Origin of the sequence: Burkholderia sp. EMB26 (genome assembly GCF_024730645.1) — a bacterium.
GTDB lineage: Bacteria > Pseudomonadota > Gammaproteobacteria > Burkholderiales > Burkholderiaceae > Burkholderia > Burkholderia cenocepacia.
This window is the reverse complement of record NZ_CP078071.1, coordinates 2028705-2046509: the sequence shown is the minus strand read 5'-3', so window position 1 is coordinate 2046509 and position 17805 is coordinate 2028705. Positions and strand designations below refer to the sequence as shown.

Here is a 17805-nt window from a genome sequence, read left to right as displayed (position 1 = left end):
CATCGCGCAGTGCCGTTGCGTGTCGACATACGTCCATGCCACGAGCCACGCTGTACTTCGCCCGGCAATCGCGCGCTTTATGCGCATAAACCTTCCCGGCGTGTTCCGCAATCGCATACCCCTTTCGCCACCCGAGACAGCCCTCACGAGACAGCCCTCACGAGACAGCCCTCACGAGACAGCCCTCACGAGACAGCCCTCACGAGACAGCCCTCACGAGACATCGGCTGCGCCGGTCGTCGGCCCCGCGAAGCCACCCGCCCGACTTTATGCGCATAAACAACCACTCTTCGACGCGTCTCCCGCCGAACACAGGACACTCCCCTCTCGCGATCACAGCGCATCGCCAAACCGAAACCGCCTCAGCGACCTATCAAGAGGAACCCCACACCGATCTCGATTGCCCCCCCATCAGGCCCCTCGATGCAGACTCGCTACAATACAGGCCTCCCCCATCCTGCCTTGAACGATGATCACGATCTACCACAACCCCCGATGCTCGAAGTCCCGCGAGACGCTTGCGTTGGTCGAGTCGCTGAATACCGCCGGCGCGCCGCTGAATGTCGTCGAGTACCTGAAGACGCCGCCGACTGTCGAGGAGCTGGACACGCTGCACAAGCAGCTCGGCCGCCCGGTCCGCGACATGCTGCGCGACGGTGAGGAGCCGTACAAGGCGTTGAATCTGGCCCGCGCGGATCTGACCGACGCCGAAGCCTACGGAGCGATCGTCGCTCATCCGGTTCTGCTGCAACGCCCCATCGTCGTGTATCGCGGCAAGGCGGCTATCGGTCGCCCGCCCGAGTCGGTGAAGGCGCTGTTCGAATAATTCTTGCCGCGCGTATTTTTCTTATTGCATCAACGCGCTCCAGCCCGGCGAGCGCAACGGCAATCCACGCCGACGCGCTCGCCGGGCCGCACCCGCCAGCCACCACCGGAACGATGCGTCGGCAGGCACCGCGACGCCTAGCCCCCACCGGACGATCCATCGTCACCGTCCGGCTCCCCCCCGGCCGCCGCTTTCGCCGCCGTCCGCAACAGCGCGATCTGTCCGCGATAGGCGCGGCATCCGCTGCAGGTCGGCAGATGCACGCGCACCTGCAGGCGCTCGTGCAGCGTCAGACGCCGATCGAGCGCATCCGACAGCAGTCGCGTCACGTCAGTACATTTCCCCGGCAGCATCTTCGGTCGTCAGTCCTTTTTCGCTCAGGCAGGTTCGCAGGCGCGTGCGCGCCCGATACAGCAGCACGCTGCAATGATTCGTCGTCAGCGTCAATTCACTGCAGATGTCCACGATCTCGACATCGAGGAATTCGCGCATCATGAACACGCGTCCGATCTGCTCCGGCAGATGGTCGAGGCACGCCTGGAACAGCGTCCAGAATTGCTGCCGCTGCAACAGCGTTTCGGGCTTCGGCCACGGACGCGGTTTCGCATGCGCGGCCCAGTGACCGTTGTCCTTGAACAGTTCGCGATCGAGCACGGATTCGCCGTCGAGCTCCGCATCGAGCGCGGTCAGGCTCACCATCCGCTGCCGTGCGCGCAGCACGTCGATCAACTTGTTGCGCAGGATGCCGAACACCCAGGTCTTGTGGGCCGACTGTCCGGCGAAATCGCCGGCATGCGACCACGCGGCGGCCAGCGCTTCCTGCACGGCGTCTTCGGCCGCGTCGGCGTCGCGGAGCTGGAGTCGCGCGAAGCGCAGCAGGTCGCGCCGCAGTTGCGCGAGATAGGTGGGATCGTCGTATGCGGACGGCATGTCTGGGTGGCAGTGTCTCGAGGCGACCGCGCGTGCGTCACCGAGCGGGCGCGTCGCGGTGCGAGCAGCTTACTGGGCGCGGTGCCGGCCTGCAACGCAATGTTCCGTCACGATTTCACGAAGCCGGTCGCCGCGCTGCGCTATGCTTGCCGAACCCCGTCGCGCGCGTCGACGCCGACACGCGGCGGGCAATCTGTAACGTCGGAACATAACGGTCGAGTTATCCACAATTTCTGTGGAAAACCTTGTGGAAAGTCGGCCGGACGGCCCCGTGGGACGGCTCGCGGGCTGGCTTGCCTATAAACAGACCTTTGTCGCTCATTCGGAAGCAATCGATCCGATTCCTCACTCACCGGAAGGAGAATGCCATGTCCTATCGTATTGCGGTCGTCGTCGGCAGCCTGCGTCGCGCGTCGACGAACCGTGCGCTCGCGCACGCCGTGATCTCGCTCGCCCCCGCCGATTTCTCGTTCGAGTTCGTCGAGATCGGCGAGCTGCCGTTGTACAGCCAGGACTACGACGCGGATTTCCCGGACGTCGCGAAACGCTTCAAGCAGTCGATCGAAGCCGCCGACGCGCTGCTGTTCGTCACGCCCGAGTACAACCGGTCGATTCCGGGCGTGTTGAAGAATGCGCTCGACTGGGGTTCGCGCCCGTGGGGTTCCAACTCCTGGTCGGGCAAGCCGGGCGCGGTGCTCGGCACGTCGCCGGGCGCGGTGGGAACCGCGCTCGCGCAGCAGCACCTGCGCAACGTGCTCGCGTACCTCGACGTGAAGACGCTCGGTCAGCCGGAGATGTTCATCAAGCACGATCCGGCGCGCATCGACGACCAGGGGCAGATCGTCAGCGAGGACACGCGCAAGTTCCTGCAAGGCTTCGTCGATCGCTACGCGAGCTGGGTGCGCCTGCTGAAGTCGGCGTGATGTCGCCGGCCTGATCGCCACCCCCGTTCACGCCGCCGGCGCCGGCCCGCCCGCAGCGGGTCACGCGCCGGCGTGGCGTGCGTCGCGCGCTTCGCGGATGCCGAGCAGGATCTCGTCGAGCAGCGCGATGTCGAACGGCTTCGACAGCACGCGGACGTTGACGGTGCGCGTGCGGTCGAGTTCCTCCGCATAACCCGTGACGAGAATCACGGGCAGTTTCCCCGGCCGCTTCTCGATCGCTTCGGCGAGATCGATGCCGTTCAGGCGGCCCGGCATGTGGATGTCCGAAATCACGAGATCGAACGCATCGTTCGCGGCGGCGCCTTCGATCAGGCGCAACGCGTCGTCGGCAGTCGGCGCATAGGTCACGCGATGACCGAGCAGCGACAGCAGCGCCTCCGTGCCGGCCGCGACTTCGCCGTTGTCCTCGACGAGCAGCACGTGCAGGCCGGCGAGCGCGCCGCTCCCCGCATCGTGCGCGACGGCCGCCGGCCGCGCGACGACATCCTCGGCGCGCGCGCGCGGCAGATACAGACGCACCGAGGTACCCGCGCCGACCGCGCTGTCGATCGTCGCGAGGCCGCCCGAGCGTTCGCAGAACGCGAATACCTGGGGCAGGCCGAGCCCCGTCCCCATCCCCTGCGCCTTCGTCGTGAACAGCGGCTCGAACGCGCGGGCGAGCACGTCGGGCGCCATGCCCGAACCCGTGTCGTCGAGCGAGATCTGCACGAAGTCGCCGGTCAGCGGGAAGCCGTCCTCGCGGCGCAGCGTGACGTTGCGCGCACCGACCGTGAAGCGTCCGCCGGTCGCCATCGCATCGCGTGCGTTGACCGCGAGGTTGATCACCGCGAGCTCGAGCTCCGCGACGTCCACGCGGATCGGCCAGACGCCCGGCTCGATCGCGACGACCAGCGACGACTTCGACCCGAGCGACGTCTTCAGCAGTTCGCGGCACGTGCCGACCCATTGCCCGACGTCGATCGTCTCGTTGTGCAGCGGCTGCTTGCGCGCGACGCCGAGCAGCTGGCGCGTGAGCGACTGCCCGTTCTTCAGCGCGCGTTCGATCGCGCCGAGCTCCTTGTCGAGATGCTGGACGCCGCGCCGCCGCGCGATCTGCACGTTGCTCGAGATGATCATCAGCAGGTTGTTGAAGTCGTGCGCGACACTGCCGACGAGATTGCCGAGCGCCTGCATCTTGCGCGACTGCCGGTACGCCGATTCGATCGAGCGCCGCATCGACGCTTCGGCCTGCCAGCGGTCCCACGCCTCTTCTTCCGCCTTCAGCCGCTTGAGCGACAGCCAGATCACGGACCACAGCGCGACCGACGGCGCGAACATCGAGAGGAACAGCACGCTCAGGTGTTCGTACCATTCATGCCAGATCGCCGACGTGCGGTACGCGCAGCTCACGTAGACGGGATAGCTGCCGACCTGGCGATACGCGACGATCTCGCTGCTCGCGCCGTCGTGGCGCACGCGCACGACGCCGGCGCGCGGATCGTTGCGCGCATTGCCGAACGTGATCGAGCGATCGGTGTGCGCGAGCGACGGCGGCGGCGGATACGACGCGATCACCGCGCCGTCCGAGCGCGCGAGCGCCATCGTCATCGGCGTGCTCGCGCCGCCGAGCAGGTCGCGGTAGAACGCGTTGAAATACGACGACTTCAGCGCGATCGACACCATGCCGGCGAACGAACCGTCGCTATGGCGCCGCGCGACGCCCGTGTTGAACACGGGGATGTTCTCGAGCTTGAGCGGCCCCATCATCAGCCGCGAGATGTGTTCGATGACCTTGCCGTCGCGAATGCCGGCGAAGTCGTCGCGGTTCGCGATCGACGCGTACGGCGCCGGATAGTAGAGGCTGTTGGCGAGCAGCATCCCGCTCGCGCCGAAGATCGACACGGCCGCCACCTGCGGATAACCGCCGCCGATCGTGTTCAGCGCTTCGTGGATGTCGGATTCCCTGCTGCGCACGGTCGCGTCGTCCATGTCCTGCACGAGGTCGACGATGCGCGCATCGAGCGTTTCGCTCAGGTCGAACACCTTGAGCGCATGCTCCTCGGCGACGCGCACCGTGCGCATCGTCACGTCGCTCGCGGCGGCCTCGCGCGCCTTCAGGTCGTTGTACGCCATCACCACCACGTAGATGCACGGCAGCACGATCGCCGCGACGAGCAGCACGATCAGCGTGACGCGGCGCACCGCGAAATCGTGCTCCGGTGCGCCGGACGCGTAGCTGCCGTCGTCCTGCCAGTCGTCGGCGGGAGGGGGGGCGGGGGCGCGGGAGTCGGCAGGCCGTTCGGACGTCATCGAGGAAAGCAGGTGAGGCAGAGGTGTCTGCCATCATAAACGAGTTGCGACGGCCCGCCGCGCGGCGCCGTACGGGCGTCATCCCGTCGCATGTGACAGCGGTAAACCGTCAGATTGAAAACGCGACGAATCCGGCAGCGCAAACGTACACAAGGAAAAATTTTGCGTGCTTATCTCGAAAATGGTCGCGGCTGTTTTCGGAATGGCCCGCGATCGGATCGATTCTGTTCGAAATGGTGAAAATGGCGAGTTGCATCGCCTCCGGTTTACTCCGAGAATCGCGCCTTGCTTTCCCTATGACAGATATATGCGCCCGCCGGCGATGCCGCGCGGTGCGTCGCGCGCATCTGCGTCGCGGCGCCCGTGCGCGGCCGCAAGGCGGTTGCCCGCGCCCGAAACGCATGGCACTAAAGAAGTGCGCCGCGCGGTCGTTAACGCGAGAGAGACCATTCCGTATACCGCATCGCCCCATGCCTTTGCCGATTGTAATTGCCGACGATTCGCTGCTCGCTCGCAAACTTCTGACAAAGGCGCTGCCGGGAGACTGGGACGTTGACGTCGCGTATGCAGCGAATGGTCGCGAGGCCTTGGCGCTCTATCGTGACGGCAAAGCTTCCGTGATGTTTCTGGACCTGACGATGCCCGACATGAGCGGATATCAGGTCCTGGAAACACTGCGCCACGAAGATCTGAACACGTTCGTGATCGTGGTATCCGCCGATATCCAGCCGCAGGCGCAAGCACGCGTGCGTGAATTGGGCGCGATCGCATTCGTTGCCAAGCCCGTGACGTCGGAGGCATTGCTGCCCATTCTCAAGGAGTATGGGTTGTATGCCTGAATCGGTGTTCACGGCGGAGCAACGCGACGCGTTGCAGGAGATCGCCAACCTTGCAATGGGCCGCGCCGCCGCGCGGCTGGCGTTGCTGCTCGGGCATTTCATCGAGCTGTCGGTGCCGCGCGTGCGCGTCGTGAAAGCGGCCGACGCGGGCGACGCGCTGCGCGAGATGACGGGCATCCACGACAACGTGACCGCCGTGCGCCAGGGCTTCCGTTCCGACATCAAGGGCGAGGCGATCGTGCTGTGCCGCACGGCGGGCGTCGCGCGGCTCATGTCGGTCGTCGACCGCACGTTCGGCGACGGCGTGTACGGCGGGATGGCGACGCCGGACGAGCTCGTGTTCGACGTCGCCAACGTGCTGATGGGCGCGTGCGTCGCGTCGATCCTCGACGAACTCGGCCGCAAGCCCGTGTTCTTTCCGCCGGGGCTGCTCGGCGCGAACGTGTCGTTCGACGACGTGTTCCAGCCGAACGAACTCGGGTGGAGCGTCGCGCTGCTGCTGGAGGTGAACTTCGGGCTCGAGGACCACACGTTCCGCGCGCATTTCGTGATGCTGATGGCCGAGGATTCGATCCGGCTGATGGGCGACGCGCTCGACGCGTTGCTGTCCGCGCTATGACGGCCGCCGCCCCGTCGCTGAGCGACCTCGTGATCGAGCGGGTCGGCTTCGGCCTGTTCGTGCTCGACCGTTCGATGACCGTCCTGATGTGGAATCGCTTCATGCAGGACCACAGCGGCATCCCGGCCGCCGACGTGATCGGCCGCAACCTGTTCGACTGCTTTCCGGACCTGCCGCACGCGTGGCTGTCGCGCAAGCTCGAGAGCGTGTTCCAGCTCGGCAGCTTCGCGTTCAGCTCGTGGGAGCAGCGGCCCTACCTGTTTCGCTTCGAGCACGACCGGCCGATCACGGGCGGCGTCGACTACATGCAGCAGGACTGCACGTTCATGCCGCTCACGCGCGGCCGCGACGTCGAGGCCGTGTGCGTGACGATCTCGGACGTCACGCATGTGAGCGTGATGCAACGGGAGCGCGAGGAAGCGGTCGCGAAGCTGCGCGAACACGCGAATCGCGACGGGCTGACCGGCATCGCGAACCGGCGCTTCTTCGAGGCGCGGCTCGGCGACGAATTCGCGCGCTGGCAGCGCTACGGCGGCGACCTGTCGGTGCTGCTGTTCGATCTCGACCACTTCAAGACGATCAACGACCGCTTCGGGCATGCGGCGGGCGACGCCGTGCTGCGCGAAACCGCGCGCCGCGTCGCGTCGATCGTGCGCGGACAGGATACGTTCGGCCGGTTCGGCGGCGAGGAATTCGCGCTGCTGCTGCCGTGCACGAATCTCGACGAGGCGATGCGGGTGGCCGACAAGGTGCGCGACGCGATCGGCAGCCTGCCGGTCGACGCCGAGGGCGTCAGCGTGCCGGTCACGGCGAGCGTCGGCGGCGCGTGCGCGAAAGCCGGCGCGCTGACCTGCGACGTGCTCGTCAACGAGGCCGACGCCGCGCTCTATCGCGCGAAGCGGCTCGGGCGCGATCGGTCGGTCGCGTACGCGTGACCGGCCGCGCCCGCCCTGCTCAACCCTTCGCGATGTCGGCGAGCACGCCGGCCAGCACGGCCGGCTGCGACACGAACGGCGAGTGGCTGCTGTCGAGCTGGTGCACGTGGGTCGGGTTGCCGGGTGCGAACGCGTCGGCTTCGTCGATGAAGCGCTGCTGCAGCGCGGGCAGGATCACGCGATCCTGCAGGCACTTGATGTAGTGACGGTCGAGCGCGCCCCAACGGGCGGCGGTCGTCGGGATCGCGGTCGCGAACGGCGCGGCCGGCACGTCGCAGCTCATCAGGTTCGCGACCGCATCGAAATCGGCCTGCGGCACGTCTTCGTACAGCGCGCGCTTCATCAGTTCGCGATATGCGGCGTCGCCGCTGTGCGGATCGACGCGCAGCGCACCGGCCACACGCGGGCTCGCGAGCATCAGCGGGCCGAGCAGCTCGCCCTGGTTTTCCGGCGCGCGCACGTAGTCGAGGCCCGGCACGCCCGACGCGGGCATGAACGCCGCGAGATAGACGATCTTCGCGATCTTCTCCGGCGCGCGTTCGGCGGCCGCCGTGATCGCGAGGCCGCCCATGCTGTGCCCGACCAGCACGACCTTGCCGCGGCCGAGCGCGTACGCGTCGTCGACGGCCTGCATCACCTGCGTCGCGTATTCGTCGAGCGTGGTGTTCGCGACCGGCGACGGCTCGGCGCCGAACGCGTCCTGATCGAGCGGCCGGGCGAGATACGACGCGGGAAAGCGGGCATGGATGCCGTGCGCGGGCAGGTCGCGCGCGATCGACAGGTAACCGCGCGCGGCCAGCGCCGCCGCGACGTGGGCGTAGCACCACGCGCCATGCCACGCGCCGTGCACGAGCACGAAAACGGGATGATCGGCCTGCGGGGTGGCGGTGTCGTGCGTCTCCATGGTGTCCGTATTTTTTGCGGGAAAGGTGTCATCTTAGACGAACCGGCCGGCATCGAGACGCGATCGCGCGGCGCGTTTCGATGCCGGCAACGATCCGTCCCTTTGTGTCGCGCAGGCCACATTTCGTCGGGATCCGATTTGAATTTGTGCCGAAGCGCGCTAATTTGTTGCTTTACCTGCGATTGCGCCCCATGAACGTCGACTATCTCTTCTATCGGAAGCCGAACAAACCCGGCCCCTATTCGCTCGACGACCTGGGCGACATCGCGCCGCCGATCGGCCCGGGCGACGTGGTGCGGGCGGGCATCGCGCGCGTGTTCGAGCAGATCGACTGGCAGGAATCGCCCGACGTGCCGGGCGCGTGGTTCGGCACCGGCGGCGCGGTTTTCCAGTTCACCGCCGAGCCCGACGGCCGCGTGACGAGCTTCATGGGCTCGCGCCTCGAGCGCCGCTCGATGCTGCAGCTCACGCGCGAAATGGGACTCATCGCGCTCGATCTGCAGCGCGACATCGTCTACGGCTGACGCACCGCGCGGCGCCGGTTTGCCAAGGCCGGCTGTGCGGGCCTCCCGACAGCGCTGAACGCCCCGCCAGACAGGGCGCGTGTCCGCCATCGAACTTCAAAGATTGCTATACTTTCGGCCAATTCCGGCTTCCGGCCGGTAATTTGTGCCTGTCTGCGTCGATCGTTCGCATATCTCGCACGCATTCGACGCCCTGACCATCCCAGCCGGGCATGGCTTCTTCAATCGCCCCGCGTGGGTGTCTCCGTGGAGCTCGTCTTGGCCGTTTCCCATTCCGTCGTGGACGAACAAGAAACCGACGCCGCTGCCGTCACATCGGGCAGTTCTTTCTATCTGGCGATGCGCATCCTGCCGGCCGTGCAGCGCGATGCGATGTTCCAGGTCTACGCGTTTTGCCGCGCGGTCGACGACATCGCCGACAGCGACCTGCCGCGCGCCGAGCGCAACGCGGGCCTCGATCGCTGGCGCGCGGACATCGACGCATGCTTCGCCGGCCGCCCGCCGCGCCACCTGGCCGCGCTCGATCGCGAGATCCGCGCGTTCAACCTGCAGCGCGACGATTTCCACGCGATGATCGACGGGATGGCGATGGACGCGGCGGAAGACATCTGCGCGCCCGACGAGCCGACGCTCGACCTCTTCTGCGACCGCGTCGCGAGCGCGGCCGGCCGGCTGTCGGTGAGGATTTTCGGGATGCCGGAAGCCGAAGGGATCACGCTGTCGCACCACCTCGGCCGCGCGCTGCAACTGACGAACATCCTGCGCGACATCGACGACGACGCGGCGATCAACCGCTGCTACCTGCCGCGCGAACTGCTCGCGCGCGAAGGCATCGCGATCACCGATCCGGCGACGATCGTGCGCGATCCGGCGCTGCCGCGCGTGTGCGCGACGCTCGTCGAGCGCGCGCTCGAGCATTTCCGCCAGGCCGACGCGGTGATGGATACCTGCCCGCGTGCGCAGGTGAAGGCGCCGCGCATCATGTCGGGCGCGTATCGCTGCATTCTCGAGGCCGCGATCGCACGCGGCTTTGCCGCGCCGCGCGCCCCGCTGCGCAAGCCGAAGGCGCGCATGCTGATGATCGCCGCGCGCTACGCGCTGTTCTGAGTCGACCGACGCGATGCCCAGGACCGTCCATGTGATCGGCGCAGGACTCGCGGGCTTGTCGGCCGCGGTCGAGCTGCAACGGCGCGGGCGGCGCATCGTGCTGCACGATGCGCATGCGCACGCCGGCGGCCGCTGCCGGTCGTGGTTCGACGGGACGCTGAACACGACGCTCGACAGCGGGCTGCACACGGTTTTCGCGGGACAGCCGGCGACGCAGCGCTACCTGCGCGCGATCGGCGCGGCCGATCAGCTCGCCGGGCCCGCGCTGGCTGAATTCCCGGTGATGGACATCGCGTCGCAACAGCGCTGGACGCTGCGCTTCGGCAACGGCCGCTGGCCGTCGTGGCTGTTCGATGCCGCGTCGCGCGCGCCGGGCACGACGCCGCTCGACTACCTCGCGCTTGCGCCGCTCGCGCTCGCCCGCACGGGCCGCTCGCTCGCGCAGACGATGCGATGCGACGGCGTGCTGTGGGATCGCTGGCTGCGGCCGTACTTCCTCGGGGTACTGAATATCGAGCCGCGCCACGCGAGCGCCGAGCTCGCGCGCGCCGCGCTGTGCGGCACGTTCGCCGCGGGCGGCCCCGGTTGCCGTCCGCGCGTCGCGCGCCGCGGGCTCGGCAGCGCGTTCGTCGAACCGGCGCTGCGGATGCTGCAGTACGGCGGCGCGCAGATTCGCCTGAATTCGCGGCTCGACGCGTTCGAGTTCGGCGCGCACGGCAATGCGGTCGATGCGGTGTCGATCGGCGGCGAGCGCATCGATCTCGCGCCGGGCGACGCGGTCGTGCTGGCCGTGCCGCCCGAGGTCGCGCAGCCGCTCGTGCCGGAACTCGCCGCGCCCGACACGTTCAGCGCGGTCGTGACCGCGTATTTCGCGGTCGAAGCGTCGGCCGGCCATCCGCTGCAGACGACCGTCGTCAACGGCGTCGTCGATGCGGTGCGGAGCGGCGACGGCCAGCTCGCGGCGACGATCCGCGATGCGGGCCGCTGGCTCGACATGCCGCGCGACACGCTCGCGCGGCGCATCTGGGAAGACGTCGCGCGCGTGACCGGCGCGAACCCGGAAACCATCCCCGCGTGGCAGCTCGTCGTCGAGCCGCGCGCGGGCTTTGCGGCGGTGCCGTCGCAGGAAATGAAACGTCCGGCCGTGCGTACGCGCTGGACCAATCTTGTACTGGCGGGCGACTGGATTGCCACCGGCTTGCCCGCCACGATCGAGGGCGCGATCCGTTCCGGCCAGCTGGCCGCGGACGTGCTCCAGACGCAATAAAGAGAGGGACCGATGAACGATCTCACCGAAATGGCTACCTTGTCCGCCGGCGCCGTGCCGGCCGGCGTCGACGCGGCCGTCGCGCGGGCGACCGACGCGCTGCTGGCCGCGCAGCAAGCGGACGGCCACTGGGTCTACGAACTCGAGGCGGATTCGACGATTCCCGCCGAATACGTGCTGCTCGTCCACTATCTTGGCGAGACGCCGAACCTCGAGCTCGAACAGAAGATCGGCAAGTATCTGCGCCGCATCCAGCAGGCCGACGGCGGCTGGCCGCTGTTCACCGACGGTGCGCCGAACATCAGCGCGAGCGTGAAGGCCTACTTCGCGCTGAAGGTGATCGGCGACGACGAGAATGCCGAGCACATGCAGCGCGCGCGCCGCGCGATCCACGCGATGGGCGGCGCCGAGATGTCGAACGTGTTCACGCGCATCCAGCTCGCGCTGTACGGTGCGATTCCGTGGCGCGCGGTGCCGATGATGCCGGTCGAGATCATGCTGCTGCCGCAGTGGTTCCCGTTCCACCTGTCGAAGGTGTCGTACTGGGCGCGCACCGTGATCGTGCCGCTGCTCGTGCTGAACGCGAAGCGACCGCTTGCGAAGAACCCGCGCGGCGTGCGCATCGACGAGCTGTTCATCGACCCGCCGGTCAACGCCGGGCTGCTGCCGCGCCAGGGGCATCAGAGCCCGGGCTGGTTCGCGTTCTTCCGCGTGGTCGACCATGCGCTGCGCGCGGTCGACGGGCTGTTCCCGAGCTACACGCGCGAACGCGCGATCCGCCAGGCCGTGTCGTTCGTCGACGAGCGCCTGAACGGCGAGGACGGCCTCGGTGCGATCTATCCGGCGATGGCCAACTCGGTGATGATGTACGCCGCGCTCGGCTATGCGGAAGATCATCCGAACCGCGCGATCGCGCGCAAGTCGGTCGAGAAGCTGCTCGTCGTGCACGACGATGAAGCGTATTGCCAGCCGTGCCTGTCGCCGGTGTGGGACACGTCGCTCGCCGCGCATGCGCTGCTCGAAACCGGCGATGCGCGTGCGCAGGAAGCCGTGCTGCGCGGCCTCGAATGGCTGCGCCCGCTGCAGATTCTCGACGTGCGCGGCGACTGGATCTCGCGCCGCCCGAACGTGCGGCCCGGCGGCTGGGCGTTCCAGTACGCGAACGCGCACTACCCGGACGTCGACGATACGGCCGTGGTCGTGATGGCGATGGATCGCGCGCAAAAGCTCACGCAATCGGACACGTATCGCGAATCGATGGCGCGGGCGCGCGAATGGGTCGTCGGCATGCAGAGCAGCGACGGCGGCTGGGGCGCGTTCGAACCGGAAAACACGCAGTACTACCTGAACAACATTCCGTTCTCCGATCACGGCGCGCTGCTCGATCCGCCGACGGCCGACGTGTCGGGGCGCTGCCTGTCGATGCTGTCGCAGCTCGGCGAGACGCCGCTGAACAGCGAGCCGGCCCGCCGCGCGCTGGACTACATGCTGAAGGAGCAGGAGCCGGACGGCAGCTGGTACGGCCGCTGGGGGATGAACTACGTGTACGGCACGTGGACGGCGCTGTGCTCGCTGAATGCGGCCGGCCTGACGCCGGACGACCCGCGCATGAAGCGCGCCGCGCAGTGGCTGCTGTCGATCCAGAACAAGGACGGCGGCTGGGGCGAGGACGGCGACAGCTACAAGCTGAACTACCGCGGTTACGAGCAGGCGCCGAGCACGGCGTCGCAGACGGCCTGGGCGTTGCTCGGCCTGATGGCGGCCGGCGAAGTGAACAACCCGGCCGTGGCGCGCGGCGTCGACTACCTGGTTGCCCAGCAGAACGAAGAAGGTCTGTGGGACGAGACGCGCTTCACCGCGACGGGCTTCCCGCGCGTGTTCTACCTGCGCTACCACGGCTATCGCAAGTTCTTCCCGCTGTGGGCGCTCGCGCGCTACCGCAACCTGAAGCGCGCGAACGCGACGCGCGTGACGGTCGGGATGTAACGCGTGGCGACGACGCAGCACAACGGCGCATTGCCCGTCATCGCGGTGACGGGGATGGCGTTCGAGGCGCGCATCGCACGCGGTGACGGCGTCGAGGCGGTGTTCGCCGCGCGGGCCGACCGGCTCGAGCGCGCGCTCGCCGATGCGACCGCGCACGGTTGCGCGGGTATCGTGAGCTTCGGCACGGCGGGCGGCCTCGCGCCCGATCTCGCGCCCGGTGCGCTCGTGATCGCGAACGCGATCGACGGGCCGTTCGGCCGCGTGGAGACCGATGCGGGCTGGAGCGCGCGGCTCGTCGCCGCGCTGCAAGACACGCCGGTGTGGGCGCGCGTCACGCGCGGCACGATGGCGGCCGTCGGCGCGCCGGTCGTCAGCGAACAGGACAAGGCGTCGCTGCATCACGCGAAGGGCGCGCTGGCCGTCGACATGGAGTCGCACATCGCGGCGGCCTTCGCGGCCGCGCGCGGCGTGCCGTTCGCGGTGTGCCGCGCGATCGTCGATCCGGCGTGGCGCACGCTGCCGCGTGCGGCGACGGCCGGCCTGCGCGACGACGGCAGCACGGCGATCCTGCCGATCCTGCGCGAACTGCTGAAGCAGCCGTCGCAGCTCGGCCCGCTGCTGCAGGTCGCGAGCGACGCGCGCGCGGCGCGCACGACGCTGATCCAGGCGCGCCACGCGTTCGAGCGGGCGGGCGCGATGCGGATCGTTTGAGCGGCGCGCGCCGATTTTTCTCCCCTCTTCGCGTTTTGCGCGGACAAAAAAAGAGCGCTGCATGATGCAGCGCGCTTTGTTCTTGCGCGGTCGCCGTGGTGGCGTTACTGCGCGGCCGGATTGCTCGCGGGCAGCGTCGGCATCGCCGGCGCGATCGGCGCGCCGTTGGCGGCCGGCGCCGTCGTGGCGCCCGACGATGCCGGGGCCGATGCAGCCGCCGGCGCGCTCGCGGGCATCGCACTATCCGCACCCGGATCGTCGTACTGCGGCAATCCCGGCGCGGCCGGCGCGTTGCTCGGCGTGGCGCCCGATGCGCCGCCCGACTCGCCCGGATCCTCGTAGTTCGGCAAGCCGCCCGGCATGGTCGGCGTAGCCGCCGGCACCGCGCCTGCTTCACCCGGCTCCGCATAGTTCGGCGCCGCGGCCGATGCCGACTGGCCGTGGTACGTGAGCGACTTGCGCTGCTGCAGGTACGCGTCGCGCACGAACGAATACGGATCGAGCGCGGCCTGCTTCAGCAGGTCGGTCGCGCCGAGCAGGTCCGAACGCGCGCTGATGAACTGCGCGATGTACATCGGATTGCGCGCGGCCGGCTCGATGTAGTTCAGCAGGTTGAAGCGCACGTCCACCGCGCGGCCGACGCCGTCGCGGATCGTGCTCGGCCCGAACACGGGCAGCACGAGATACGGGCCGGACGGCATGCCCCAGCGCGCCATCGTCAGCCCGAAATCCTGGTGATGCTTCGGCAGCCCGGCCGGCGTCGCGATGTCGATCAGGCCGGCGACGCCGAACACCGAGTTCATCGCCACGCGCATCAGATCCTGCGTCGCATCGGTGATGCGCAACTGCAGCAGGTTGTTCGCCATGTTGCCGAGATCGCCGAGGTTCGAGAAGAAGTTGCTGATCGCGGTGCGTACCGGCGTCGGCGTGACTTTCTGGTAGCCCTTCGCGATCGGCTGGGCGATGTTCGTGTCGACCGTGTCGTTGAACTTGTACATCGCCCGGTTCATCGGCTCGAGCGGGTCGTTGGGATTGCGGTTCGGTCCCGTCGCGCAGCCGGTCAGCATCGCGCTGGCGGCGACGGTCGCCGCAATGATTCGCACCTTATTCATTGATTCCTTGCGATTGGTTCTTGGCGCGTTTGACGCGCGGTTTGCCCATCAGGACGGGCTGGAACACCACGGCGCCGATCAGCGTACAGGTCAGGGCCAGCGCGAGCAGCTTGCCCATGCTCGACGTGCCCGGATGATGCGACAGCCACAGGCTGCCGAAGGCGGTCGCCGTCGTCGCGGCGCTGAACAGCACGGCATGCGTGAGGCTCGAATGCAGCAGCCCCGTCTGTCCCGCGCGCCACGCCATCACGAAATACACCTTGAACGCGACGCCGACGCCGAGCATCAGCGGCAGCGCGATGATGTTCGCGAAGTTCAGCGACATGCCGAGCACGACGCACATCTCGAGCGTCACGATGCCCGACACGAGCAGCGGCACCAGCGTGCGCAGCACGTCGCCGAAGCGGCGCAACGTGACCCACAGCAGGATCGTGATCGAGATGATCGACCACAGCGCCGCATGCAGGAACGCGTTGATGATCGTGTCGGCCGAATGCAGGATCGAGATCGGCCCGCCGGTCGCGCCCGGTTCCGCGGCCTTCACGGCCTTGGCGAAACGGCGCAGCATCGTGTCGTCGTTCGGGTCGACGCCCTTCGGCACCTTCGGCGAGATCTGCACGAGCGCGTGGCCGTCCGGCGCGACCCAGTCGCGCACGACTTGCGGCGGCAGCGATTCGCGCGTGATGTCCTGCGGCTGCAGCAGCGAAGCGAGCTGGTCGAGCGCGATGCGCAGCGTATCGGAGAACGCGCGTTCGGCACGGTCGCGCGTCGCGCTGTCGGCGGCGGCGAGCTTCGCGAGCGACGCGGACAGGTGCTGCGCGGCGGCGGCGCCCGGGCCGGGGTGATCTTCGGCTGCATAGCTCAGCAGATCCGACACGCGCTTGAGCGCGGCCACGCGTTGCGCGTCGGTCGCGGGCGGCGCGGCCGGCTGCGTCAGCGCGGGCAGCAGCTCGCTCGCGGCCGCGGCGATCGCCGCGCGCTTGGCCGGCTGGTCGGCGGGGATGAAGGTCGACAGCGTGGTCGTGCGGCCGACTTCGGGCAGCGCGTCGAGGCGCTTCGCGGCCGCATCGGCTTGCGCGAGCGACGGCGCGAGCAGCGTGACGTCGTTGACGGCGGCTTCCGGCGAATCCTTCAGCGCGAGCAGCGTCGCCATCGATTCGCTGTTCGGATCTTTCAGGTGCAGCGGGTTGAAGTCGAAATGCAGGAACGCGAGCAGTGGCAGCGCGCCGATCACGACCGCGAGCGTGCCGATCAGGATCGGCTTGCGGTGGCGATCGAGATAATCGTCGACCGGCGCGAGCCACGGAAAGCCCGGCGTCTTCGATTCGCCCGGCGGCGCGAACAGGCGCAGCAGCGCGGGCAGCAGCGTGAGCGTGGTCAGCAGCGCGACGAACATCCCGACGCCCGCGATCAGCCCGAGCTCGGACACGCCGCGATACGCGGTGGGGATGAACGAGAAGAAGCTCGCCGCGACGGCCGCGGTGGCCAGCGCGAGCGGCATGCCCATCGAGTGCGCGGCGCCGATCAGCGCGTGATCGATGCGCGAATCGCGGAAGCGTTCCTCGCGGTACTTCACGCCGTACTGGATCGAGAAATCGACGCCGAGGCCGACGAACAGCACCATGAACGCGACCGAGATCATGTTCAGCGAGCCGACCATCGCGAGGCCGAGCGCGGCCGTCACGACGAGGCCGACGAACAGCGTGACGAGCACCGAGCCGATCATCCGCTTCGAGCGCAGCGCGAGCCACAGGATCACGAGCACGGCGAGCAGCGTGAGCACGCCGTTGAGCGCGGCGCCGTCTTCGACCGACGCGAATTCGTCGTCGGCGAGCGGCTGTTCGCCGGTCAGGCGCACGGCCGCGCCGTAGCGCTTTTCGAGGTCGAGCGACCGGGCCGCGTCGCGGATCACCTGGCTCGTCGCCGCGCCGGCCTTCAGCGCGCCGTAGTTGACCACCGGCTGCACGGTGACGAACGCGCGCGCGGGCTGCCGCGCGGCATCGTTGTCGACCAGCGCGCGCCACGAGAACGCGGCCGGCTTGCCGGCCAGCACATCGTCGACCGTCGCGGCGCTGCGCGCGAGCAGCTTCGCCATCGCGGGCAGCTTCACCTGGCCGGTCAGGAGCGGCTGGCCGAGCGTGGTGGACAGTGTGGTGGCGAGCCCGGTGAGGCTCGGGTTCTTCGCGAGTTCGTTGACGAGCGGGCGCGCGCTCGCGAGCTGCGCGGTCGTATCGGTGACGTCCTGCGGCGACAGGAACAGCAGCCCGTTGTGCTCGAAGAACGGCCCGCCGCCCGGCTCGGCGACGGGGCCGATGCGGCCGGCGGCGGCGTCCTTCTGCAGCGCTTCGGTCAGCGCGTGCGCGGCGGCCGTCGCGAATTCGGGCGCGGGCGCCTCGACGACCGCGAGGATCGTGCCGTTGCGTTGCGGGAACGCCTTGTCGACGGCTTGCCCGAGCGCGGCCCATTGCGGCTCCGCATCGACGAGCTTGCTGATGTCGGTGTTGATCTTGAAATGCTGCGCGACGTAGACGCCGCTGAAGGCGGCGATGACGAGCGACAGGACGACGACCCAGACGGGGCGGCGCACCGACCACGCAACGAGTCGGACGATGAGAGATGTCACCATGTGGCGGTGGGGAGCGGCTGGCAAGGGCAAAGTAGCCAAGTATACCGGCGCGGGGCGGCGACGGTCGTGACGTTGGGGAGATTCGGGGCGGGAAGGATATTTGCTCGCGACGTTGGAATCGGATCGCGCGGCCGGTCCATTTGTATGGGGATATTTACATAATCGGCGCGGCGCTGCGCCGCCACG

16 protein-coding genes are annotated in these 17805 nt (G+C 68.4%); 10 read left to right on the top strand and 6 right to left on the bottom strand.

Going from position 1 to position 17805, the window contains the following annotated elements; translation table 11 throughout:
• The first annotated feature begins 469 nt into the window (after window positions 1–469).
• On the top strand, window positions 470–826 hold the full coding sequence (gene arsC, locus KU887_RS25970) for an arsenate reductase (glutaredoxin) (RefSeq protein ID WP_006485155.1): 357 nt from the start codon (window positions 470–472) through the stop codon (window positions 824–826).
• A gap of 137 nt (window positions 827–963) precedes the next feature.
• Here the strand turns inward: arsC and KU887_RS25965 are convergent, their stop codons facing one another.
• A complete protein-coding gene (locus KU887_RS25965; protein ID WP_060266757.1) occupies window positions 964–1179 on the bottom strand; it encodes a zf-HC2 domain-containing protein in 216 nt (71 codons plus the stop codon).
• Window positions 1157–1756, bottom strand: a complete 600-nt coding sequence (locus tag KU887_RS25960; RefSeq protein ID WP_258255936.1) for an RNA polymerase factor sigma-70 — start codon at window positions 1754–1756, stop codon at window positions 1157–1159. Before KU887_RS25960 ends, KU887_RS25965 begins: the two co-directional genes overlap by 23 nt.
• A 368-nt stretch (window positions 1757–2124) precedes the next feature.
• Here KU887_RS25960 and KU887_RS25955 point away from each other — a divergent pair, with 368 nt between their 5' ends.
• Window positions 2125–2679, top strand: a complete 555-nt coding sequence (locus tag KU887_RS25955) for an NADPH-dependent FMN reductase (RefSeq protein ID WP_006485152.1) — start codon at window positions 2125–2127, stop codon at window positions 2677–2679.
• A 60-nt stretch (window positions 2680–2739) separates the two neighbouring features.
• Here KU887_RS25955 and KU887_RS25950 read toward each other — a convergent pair whose 3' ends face one another.
• Window positions 2740–4989: a hybrid sensor histidine kinase/response regulator gene (locus tag KU887_RS25950; RefSeq protein WP_012493655.1), complete on the bottom strand. Its 2250-nt coding sequence runs from the start codon at window positions 4987–4989 to the stop codon at window positions 2740–2742.
• Between the two features lie 470 nt (window positions 4990–5459).
• Here KU887_RS25950 and KU887_RS25945 point away from each other — a divergent pair, with 470 nt between their 5' ends.
• Genes KU887_RS25945 through KU887_RS25935 form a run of 3 tightly spaced genes read left to right on the top strand, consistent with a single transcriptional unit; the run spans window position 5460 to window position 7382 of the window.
• Window positions 5460–5828, top strand: a complete 369-nt coding sequence (locus KU887_RS25945; protein ID WP_011548759.1) for a response regulator — start codon at window positions 5460–5462, stop codon at window positions 5826–5828.
• Complete coding sequence (locus tag KU887_RS25940; protein ID WP_006496234.1) at window positions 5821–6447, top strand: chemotaxis protein CheC; 627 nt, start codon at window positions 5821–5823, stop codon at window positions 6445–6447. Before KU887_RS25945 ends, KU887_RS25940 begins: the two co-directional genes overlap by 8 nt.
• Entirely contained in the window at window positions 6444–7382 is a 939-nt protein-coding gene (locus tag KU887_RS25935) for a GGDEF domain-containing protein (RefSeq protein ID WP_006485173.1), read from the top strand. Before KU887_RS25940 ends, KU887_RS25935 begins: the two co-directional genes overlap by 4 nt.
• A gap of 19 nt (window positions 7383–7401) precedes the next feature.
• Here KU887_RS25935 and KU887_RS25930 read toward each other — a convergent pair whose 3' ends face one another.
• A complete protein-coding gene (locus KU887_RS25930) occupies window positions 7402–8286 on the bottom strand; it encodes an alpha/beta fold hydrolase (RefSeq protein WP_006485162.1) in 885 nt (294 codons plus the stop codon).
• Between the two features lie 191 nt (window positions 8287–8477).
• Here KU887_RS25930 and KU887_RS25925 point away from each other — a divergent pair, with 191 nt between their 5' ends.
• The 5 genes from KU887_RS25925 (at window position 8478) to KU887_RS25905 (ending at window position 13881) form a co-directional block, all read left to right on the top strand.
• The gene (locus KU887_RS25925) at window positions 8478–8810 is read left to right on the top strand and encodes a hypothetical protein (RefSeq protein WP_034203111.1); all 333 of its coding nucleotides are present in this window, start codon (window positions 8478–8480) and stop codon (window positions 8808–8810) included.
• 258 nt (window positions 8811–9068) lie between these two features.
• Window positions 9069–9917 carry a presqualene diphosphate synthase HpnD gene (gene hpnD, locus KU887_RS25920; protein WP_006485179.1) on the top strand — a complete coding sequence of 283 codons (849 nt, stop codon included), beginning with the start codon at window positions 9069–9071 and terminating at the stop codon, window positions 9915–9917.
• Between the two features lie 13 nt (window positions 9918–9930).
• Window positions 9931–11184, top strand: a complete 1254-nt coding sequence (gene hpnE, locus KU887_RS25915; RefSeq protein WP_012493654.1) for a hydroxysqualene dehydroxylase HpnE — start codon at window positions 9931–9933, stop codon at window positions 11182–11184.
• A gap of 12 nt (window positions 11185–11196) precedes the next feature.
• Window positions 11197–13170, top strand: coding sequence for a squalene--hopene cyclase (gene shc, locus KU887_RS25910; protein ID WP_258255919.1), 1974 nt, complete (start codon window positions 11197–11199; stop codon window positions 13168–13170).
• A 3-nt stretch (window positions 13171–13173) separates the two neighbouring features.
• On the top strand, window positions 13174–13881 hold the full coding sequence (locus KU887_RS25905; protein ID WP_006496236.1) for a phosphorylase: 708 nt from the start codon (window positions 13174–13176) through the stop codon (window positions 13879–13881).
• Between the two features lie 104 nt (window positions 13882–13985).
• Here the strand turns inward: KU887_RS25905 and KU887_RS25900 are convergent, their stop codons facing one another.
• Both KU887_RS25900 and KU887_RS25895 read right to left on the bottom strand, forming a co-directional pair.
• Window positions 13986–14993: a VacJ family lipoprotein gene (locus KU887_RS25900; RefSeq protein ID WP_012493653.1), complete on the bottom strand. Its 1008-nt coding sequence runs from the start codon at window positions 14991–14993 to the stop codon at window positions 13986–13988.
• Complete coding sequence (locus KU887_RS25895; RefSeq protein WP_006496238.1) at window positions 14986–17619, bottom strand: MMPL family transporter; 2634 nt, start codon at window positions 17617–17619, stop codon at window positions 14986–14988. Before KU887_RS25895 ends, KU887_RS25900 begins: the two co-directional genes overlap by 8 nt.
• Between the last annotated feature and the right edge of the window lie 186 nt (window positions 17620–17805).